Source organism: Streptomyces oryzae (assembly GCF_017676365.1).
Taxonomy (GTDB): Bacteria; Actinomycetota; Actinomycetes; order Streptomycetales; family Streptomycetaceae; genus Streptomyces; species Streptomyces oryzae.
In genome coordinates this window covers 1-7740 of record NZ_JADKMA010000270.1, presented here as the reverse complement: position 1 = coordinate 7740, position 7740 = coordinate 1, and the positions used below count along the sequence as shown (strand labels likewise).

The 7740-nt window shown below is 71.9% G+C and carries 6 protein-coding genes; 3 read left to right on the top strand and 3 right to left on the bottom strand.

Features of this window, described 5'->3' with window-relative positions; translation table 11 throughout:
• Positions 1 to 748 (bottom strand): DedA family protein (locus tag ITI46_RS31995; protein WP_372452117.1); only part of this gene is annotated, 748 nt, incomplete at its 3' end.
• Positions 749 to 956: 208 nt separating this feature from the next.
• Here ITI46_RS31995 and ITI46_RS31990 point away from each other — a divergent pair.
• Complete coding sequence (locus tag ITI46_RS31990; RefSeq protein WP_247746913.1) at positions 957 to 1910, top strand: superoxide dismutase family protein; 954 nt, start codon at positions 957 to 959, stop codon at positions 1908 to 1910.
• A 7-nt stretch (positions 1911 to 1917) separates the two neighbouring features.
• Here the strand turns inward: ITI46_RS31990 and ITI46_RS31985 are convergent, their stop codons facing one another.
• Both ITI46_RS31985 and ITI46_RS31980 read right to left on the bottom strand, forming a co-directional pair.
• Positions 1918 to 3639: an alkaline phosphatase D family protein gene (locus ITI46_RS31985; RefSeq protein ID WP_209243441.1), complete on the bottom strand. Its 1722-nt coding sequence runs from the start codon at positions 3637 to 3639 to the stop codon at positions 1918 to 1920.
• 102 nt (positions 3640 to 3741) lie between these two features.
• Positions 3742 to 4422: an HNH endonuclease family protein gene (locus tag ITI46_RS31980; protein ID WP_209243440.1), complete on the bottom strand. Its 681-nt coding sequence runs from the start codon at positions 4420 to 4422 to the stop codon at positions 3742 to 3744.
• 517 nt (positions 4423 to 4939) lie between these two features.
• On the opposite strand from ITI46_RS31980, the gene ITI46_RS31975 reads away from it, so the two are divergent.
• A complete protein-coding gene (locus tag ITI46_RS31975) occupies positions 4940 to 5521 on the top strand; it encodes a TMEM165/GDT1 family protein (RefSeq protein ID WP_209243439.1) in 582 nt (193 codons plus the stop codon).
• A 120-nt stretch (positions 5522 to 5641) separates the two neighbouring features.
• Positions 5642 to 7642: an MDR family MFS transporter gene (locus ITI46_RS31970; RefSeq protein WP_209243438.1), complete on the top strand. Its 2001-nt coding sequence runs from the start codon at positions 5642 to 5644 to the stop codon at positions 7640 to 7642.
• The last annotated feature ends 98 nt before the right edge of the window (positions 7643 to 7740 follow it).

Genomic DNA, 7740 nt, shown 5'->3' with positions numbered 1-7740 from the left:
ACCCCGGCCCGCTCCCGGCCACCCCCGCGGAGTCGCCGCCAGCCAACTGCGTGCCCACGCCAGGGGCGAGGTCCGCGCCCAGGCCGAGGTCCGCGTCCAGGGCGTTGGCCGGGTCGGTGGCGAGGTCCGCTTCAGGCTCACGCCGTATCAGGTACGCGGCGAACCCGCCCGCCAGGAACAGCGCGAGCACCGAGACGGCCGTGCCCAGCCAGCTGGCGCCCAGCCACTGGCCGCCGAGGTAGCCGAGGCCCACGCTGTAGGCCGCCCAGGCCACACCGGCCAGCGCCGACCAGGGCACGAAGTCCCGTGCCCTGCGGTGCGTGGCGCCCGCTGTCAGGCTGACGACCGAGCGTCCTGCGGGCGCGAAGCGGGCCAGGACGACGAGCGCGCCGCCGCCCTGGGAGAGCGCCCGGCCCAGCTGTTCCTGCGCGGAGGTGAGCCTGCGGGAGCGGGCGACGGCCCGGTCGAACCGGTCGCCGCCGCGCCAGGCGAGCCGCCAGGCGGCCAGATCGCCCAGTACGGAGGCGCCCGCGGCGCAGAGCATCAACAGCAGCACCTCGACCAGCCGTCCGCTCTCGGCGGCGCCACGCGCTGCGGCGCTGGGCAGATCGGCGGCGTCGGCTGCCGTGGTCCCCGCGGCCGCCGTGGCCGCGGTGATCACCAGGACACCGCTGGGCAGTACGGGCACGAAGACGTCGAGCAGCACCGATACGGCGATGACCAAGTAGATCCACGGGGATCCGGTCACCGACCCCAGGATTTCCGGCACTGCTGTCCCCGTTTCTCTTCCCCTGCCCGGCTCTCGTCGGTCGGCACGATTACCGCCGTACAGCGTACGCCCGGGTCCCCCGCTCAGGGCCGCTGGGTGGCCGTGGCGACACTTCCGCGGCGCTCCTGGATACGGATGTCACGGAATCGGACCATAGGACAACTGTGAATCAGTGGAGGCCGGCACGATGAGGGCACGTTTGCGCACGGTGGGGGCGGGGGGAGCGGCAGCGGTCACGCTGGTGGCGGCGCTGCTCGCGGGGAGCGGATCGAGTACGGCCGACGACGTACCTGAAGACGACGGGCAACACACGGCCCTCGCGGGCCACATGGAGTTCAAGCGTCTCACCGGCATCCTGGAGCGGCTCGGCGATGACGATTTGCTGAAGGACCTCCGCGACCTGCCGAAGGCCTTCGAGGACGCCGAACTCGGCGGCGTGCGCGTGCACGTCGGCTCCGGCGAGGTGGAGATCACCGGCACACCCGGGCACCGTCTCTTCCAGCCCGGCCCCGGTGCAGCGGGCAGTTCCGACCCGGTCATCCGGCACACCTCCGAAGCCGATGGCGCGTCAGGGGAAATCACCACCTACGAGTCCCACAAGTCCTCCGGGGCCCATGAGGAGAGCGGTCCCGGCGAAGGCAACAGGGCGGCGATCCTGGTGCGCTACGACCAGTTCTCGCCGGCGAACGCCTTCCTCCGCCCCGACGCGGTCACCTACGACCGGTCCAAGGTGCCCGCCGGGGCCGGAATCATGGTGGCGCGGAAAGCCACCGGGCACGGCACCACCGTGCGGTTGCAGGTACGCGGACTGCTCCCGGACCGCACCTACGGGGCGCACGTCCATACGAAGCCGTGCGGTGCCAGGCCGGACGACTCGGGCCCGCACTACCAGCACCGCAAGGACCCGGTGCAGCCCTCGACCAACCCCCGCTACGCCAACCCGCGCAACGAGGTGTGGCTGGACTTCACCACCGACGGCCAGGGCAGCGGCGGTGCCGTCTCCCGGCACAGCTGGACCTTCCGCGAGGGAGAAGCCGGCTCGGTCGTACTGCACGAGAAGGGCACCAGCAGCAAGCCGGGCCACGCGGGGCAGGCCGGTGCCCGGGTGGCCTGCTTCTCGGTGCCTCTCAGCGGGTCGTGAGGCCGCGTCAGTCCTGACCCCCACCGTCGGCAGGCCCGGTCCCGCTGAGCCGGCCGCTGAAGACGCGCTCCAGGCCGGAGCGGGGCGTGCCGTCCGGTGCCGAGGTCGCCGGGTGGGCCCGGTCGAGCGCGTAGCAGGCGTCGCGGCCGTGCAGCGTCAGCGTCATCAGCATGTTGCCGAACCAGGGGCCGCCGGTCCGCCGCCAGCGGAACGGCGGCTTCTCGGCGCGGGCGTGCCGCTCCAGCGCCTGACCGAGCCGGCGTCCGGCCCGGCTCCAGCCGAAGCGGAACCCGGACCGCATCACAGCGGGGATGTCGTTGTGGATCGGCGAGCAGGTGAGCTGCACCACGCGGGAGCGCTGTCCGCCGCCGGAGACCTTCAGGTCGTCGAACTCCGGCTCGGTGACGTACGCATGGTGCACATCGCCCGAGACGACGCTCACCGAGGCGGGCGCGTCCTGGTCGGCGGCCACCCGCTGGATCAGCTCGCTCAGCGCGCGGAAGGAGTGCGGGAAGGCCGCCCAGTGCTCCAGGTCGGCGCGCTGCCGCAGCTTCTCGCTGAACCGCGCCCAGCGCGGCCCGCGCGCCCCCGAGCACAGCGTGGTGTTCCAGGTCTCCAGGCCGTGCACGGCGGGCGGCAGCAGCCACGGCAGCGAGGTGCCCAGGATCAGATGGTCGACGGCGCCGGGCCCGCCGTCGAGGACCTGCTCGTGCAGCCAGTCCAGCTCCTCGTCGTCCACCATCCGCCGCTCGCTCTCCGGCAGTACGCGCCCGGCCCGGGTGTCGATCATCACCAGCCGGATCCGGCCGAAGTCCCTGCGGTAGCTCCACCGGGCCGCTGTCGGGTCCTGGTCGGCGCGCTCGGCGAACGCGCGCAGCGGCGGCTCCCCGTCCTCGGCGGCGCGTACGGCGGCGAACACCGGGTCCTCGGCGAGCTCGGCGGGGGAGAGGTTGCCCAGGTGCTGGTGGACCCAGTACGAGGTCAGTCCGCCCAGGATGCGCTCGCGCCACCAGCCGGTAGCCCTGATCTCGCGCTGCCACGCCTCGCTGGTGTTCCAGTCGTCGATCACGTCGTGGTCGTCGAAGATCATGCAGCTGGGCACGGTGGACAGCAGCCAGCGCACCTCCGGATCCAGCCAGGACTCGTAGTACAGCTCGGTGTACTCCTCGTAGTCGGCGACCTGGTCCCACGGCGGTTTGCTCACATCGCGGCGGCGGGACAGCCTGGCGCGCACCGGCTCGGAGGTCTCGTCCGCGTAGACCTGGTCGCCCAGCAGGAGCAGCACGTCCGGGCGGGGGCTGCCGGTCAGTGTCCGGTGTGCCAGCGCGTCCAGCGCGTCGGGGCCCATCGGATCGTGCCGGGCGCCGGTGGGGCGGGCCGCCCAGCGGCAGGACCCGAAGGCTATCCGGAAGGGGCCCGCCTCACCGGGGGTCGCGTCGGGCGGCGGCAGGGTGCGGATGGTGCTGGTGGGGAACGGCGAGCCGGGCAGCGGCCACACCTGTTCACCGTCGAGAGTGACGCGGTACGGCGTCTCGGTGCCCGGCTCCAGACCGACGACGGTGATCAGCGCGTAGTGGTGTCCCGCGACCTGCCAGGTGCGGGCCGTCCCGCCCGCTGTCGAGCCCTCGCAGTGCACCTCGGCCTGACAGGGCGCTTCGGTCTCCACCCACACGGTGGCGGTGTCCTGGTCGACGTAGCGCAGCAGCGGGCCCAGTCGGAGGCCGGTCATGCGGATCTCCCTCGTCCGTGTGGCGCCGTACGGTGCGGGCCTTGAACCCGCACCGTACGGAACGAGGGAGCCGTCCGACCAGTTTCCTGACCGGGTGCCGCCTCAGCAGGTGCCGAGCGCCTTCTTGAGGGCCGTCTTCTCCTCGGAGTCCGCCGTCATGTCGTAGGTGTGCTTGACCCAGATCCACATGCGCGCATAGGTGCAGTGGTAGCCGGACTTGGACGGCATCCACTCGGCCGGGTCCTTGTCGCCCTTCTCCTGGTTCACGTTGTCGGTGACCGCGAGCAGCTGGGCGATCTTGAGGTTGTTGGCCAGCTCCTGGCGCTTGTCCTGGGTCCAGGAGGAGGCGCCGGAGCGCCATGCCTCGGCGAGCGGAACGACGTGGTCGATGTCGATGTCCGAGGGCTTGGTCCAGGTCTCCCCGTCGTAGGGGCTGGTCCAGCTGCCCTTGGTCGGGTAGCAGTCGCTGCCGGTCTCGACGCCGTCGCCGTCCCGCTTGAGCACGGCCTCGCGGGTGTCGCAGCTGTCGCCCTGGTCGATCCAGTGGGGGAATTTCTCGCGCGAGTAGCCGTCCATCGAGCCCTCGCCCTTCTCGGTGATCTCGCCGAGCATCGTGGTGGCCTCGGAAGCGCTCGGCGGCGTCGGCGGCTCGGCGGCGGCGGGGGAGGCGCCCAGAGTGAGGGCGACCAGCAGTCCGCAGACGGCGGCTGCGAGGACTGCGAGCAGCGCCGACCAGCGTCGACGCGCGTAGAGAGTGAGGGCTGTCCGGTGCTTGTGCGCCATGCGAACTCCCTTGGTGTGGGGGGAAGTCGAGCGGTGGTGCTGTCGGATGGTGCCGTTGGTGGTGCGGACACAGCCTGACGGTCGTGTGCACGTCACATCAAGAGGCTGCCCGGGAATGAGCCTCCCGCCACACGCGATACACCCACCCGACGGACGCCGTACGGGAGTTGGTCGCCGATGTACGGGAATTGGCCACCCGGGACCGTTTTCCGTCCCCCTCTCCCATGGCAGCTGTCTCCCGCGTCACAGGGAGCGCCGATCGCACCGGGTGCGTGCATCGCGTACAGTCGGACGAGTCTGAAGGGGAGTAGCTCTTCGCCGGACCGTCGACACACTGGCCCGCCGCGCGCGGGCCCGGCGCCCGGAGCGAGGCGTCCGCCATCCGGTGGCGGCGCCGCGCCAGCGAGACCTTCGGCCGCAGTGTCCGCGTTCGTGCCCAATGCACGGACAGCCCATGACGCTGCCGTGCCGAAGTGTGCTCACGCTGGTGCGGCAGCCCCGATCACGGAGGAACCCCGTGCTCAGCCTCACCGTCGCCGCCGTCGTGTTCGGCGTCGTCTTCCTCGCCGAGCTGCCGGACAAGACGGCCCTGGCCGGACTGATGCTCGGCACCCGCTACCGCGCGTCCTACGTCTTCGCCGGCGTCGCGGCGGCCTTTCTCGTCCATGTCACCCTCGCCGTCGCGGCGGGCAGCGTGCTCACCTTGCTGCCGCACCGGCTGGTGCAGGGCATCGTCGGTGTGCTGTTCCTGGTGGGCGCCGCGGTGCTGCTGCTCAAGAAGGACGACGCCGAGGAGGAGCAGGCACGCAAGCCCGCCGACCAGTCGTTCTGGAAGGTGGCGGGCAGCGGCTTCATGCTGATCCTGGTCGCCGAGTTCGGCGATCTGACGCAGATCATGACCGCCAACCTCGCGGCCCGCTACGACGATCCCCTCTCGGTGGCACTGGGCGCCGTCCTCGCCCTGTGGGCCGTGGCCGCGCTCGGCATCCTGGGAGGCCGCACCCTGATGCGGTACGTACCGCTGCGGCTGATCACCCGGATCGCGGCGCTGCTGATGCTGGCGCTGGCCGGGTTCAGTCTGTACGAGGCGGTGGCGTAGCGGGGCGCCCCGTGCGGTTGCGCGCCTCTGCGGGGCCGGTCATGGCCAGGGGGCCGTCATGGTCCCCCGAACGGAGGCGGCCGGCAGGCTGTGCCCCACCCCGCGGGGCACGGTTGGCGTATGAGCGGGGACATCGCGGCGGCACCGGCACCCCCTCGCACACGCGGGGTACTGCTGCCGATCACCGCTCTGCTGCTCGGACTGCTGCTGGCCGCGCTCGACCAGACGATCGTCGCCACCGCACTGCCCACCATCGTCAGCGACCTCGGCGGCATGGAGCACCTGTCCTGGGTGGTGACCGCCTATCTGCTGGCCGTGACGGCGGCCACTCCGCTGTGGGGCAAGCTCGGCGACCAGTACGGGCGCAAGCGCCTCTTCCAGACCGCCATCGTGATCTTCCTGGTGGGCTCGGCGCTGTGCGGGGTGGCGCAGAACATGCCGCAGCTCATCGGCTACCGCGCGGTGCAGGGCCTGGGCGGCGGCGGTCTGATCACGCTGTCCATGGCGATCGTCGGCGACCTGGTGCCGCCACGCGAACGGGGGCGCTATCAGGGCCTGTTCGGCGCGGTCTTCGGTACGACCAGCGTGCTCGGCCCGCTGCTGGGCGGGTTCTTCACCCAGCACCTGGACTGGCGCTGGGTCTTCTACATCAACCTGCCCATCGGCGCCGTCGCCATGGCGGTGATCCTGCTCGCGCTGCACATCCCCGTACACGCCGAGCGGCACCGGATCGACTATCTCGGCACCTTTCTGATCGCCGCTGTCGCCACCTGTGTCGTACTCGTCACCTCCCTGGGCGGCACCACCTGGCCGTGGAACTCCGCACAGATCTACGGGCTGTCGGTACTGGCGCCGATCCTGCTCGGCTGGTTCGTCGCGGTGGAGCGCAGGGCGGCGGAACCGGTGCTTCCGCCGAGCATCTTCGCCGTACGCAACTTCACCCTCTGCGCGGCGATCAGCTTCGTCGTCGGCTTCGCCATGTTCGGCTGCATGACCTATCTGCCGACCTTCCTCCAGGTCGTGCACGGGATCACACCGACGATGTCCGGTGTGCACATGCTGCCGATGGTGCTGGGCCTGCTCCTCTCCTCCACCCTGTCAGGCCAGCTGATCACCCACACCGGGCACTGGAAGGTGTTCCCGGTGCTGGGCACCGCTGTCACCACCGGGGGGCTGCTCCTGCTGCACCGGATGACGCCGGACAGCTCGCAGTGGGAGATGGGCGCCTACTTCGCCGTCTTCGGACTCGGGCTCGGACTGGTGCTCCAGGTGCTGGTACTGGTCGCGCAGAACGCCGTGCACTACGCGGATCTGGGCGTGGCCACCTCCGGCGTCACCTTCTTCCGCTCCGTGGGCGCCGCGGTCGGCGTGGCCGTCTTCGGCGCGATCTTCGCCTCCCGGCTCGGCGGCGAGCTCAGCGACGCACTGCGCGGCCGGTCCCTGCCCGCCGGGGTCACGCCCGACTCCCTCAAGCGCAACCCGCAGTCCCTCGGCCGGCTGCCTGCCGGCGCCCGGCGCGGGGTGCTGGACGCCTACTCCTCCTCCATCACGGACGTCTTCCTCTACGCGGCGCCGCTCGCCGCGCTCGCCTTCGTACTGACCTGGCTGCTGCGCGAACAGCGGCTGCGGCGCAGCGTGCAGGTGCCCGACGAGAGCGAGACCCTGGGCGCGTGTCCCGTCGAGCGCAGCCCCGCCGACGAGGTCACCCGGGCCCTCTCCCGGCTGAGCACCATCGAGGGCAGACGCGACCTGTACGCGCGCATCACCCGTACCGCCGGGCTCGACCTGGCCCCGGCCGCCACCTGGATGCTGCTGCGCGTCCACCACGACGGTCCCGTGGAGCCCGCGCTGCTGGAGGACGCCGGGGTGGTGCCGCGCCGCGTCGTCGCCGACGGGGCACGGGAGTTGGAGGAGCGCGGGCTGGCGACCCGGGCGGGGCTGGAGCTGGTGGCCACCCCGCGCGGCGAACAGGCCGCTCGCGCCCTCTCCGACGCCCGACAGGAGGAGCTGGCCGAGCTGCTGGGCGACTGGTGGACGCCCGACCGCCCCACGGACCTGACGGAGCTGGTACGCCAACTGAACGCGGAGGCCGGCCAGTCGGAGCCGCCGCGCGCGGTATGAGGGCCTCCGGCGGTGGCTCCTTGAGCGACGGTCCCTCCGGCGGCAGCCCCTCCGGTGGGTCCCGGAGCACGGGCGGTTCGCGGGGCGCTCGGCGGGGC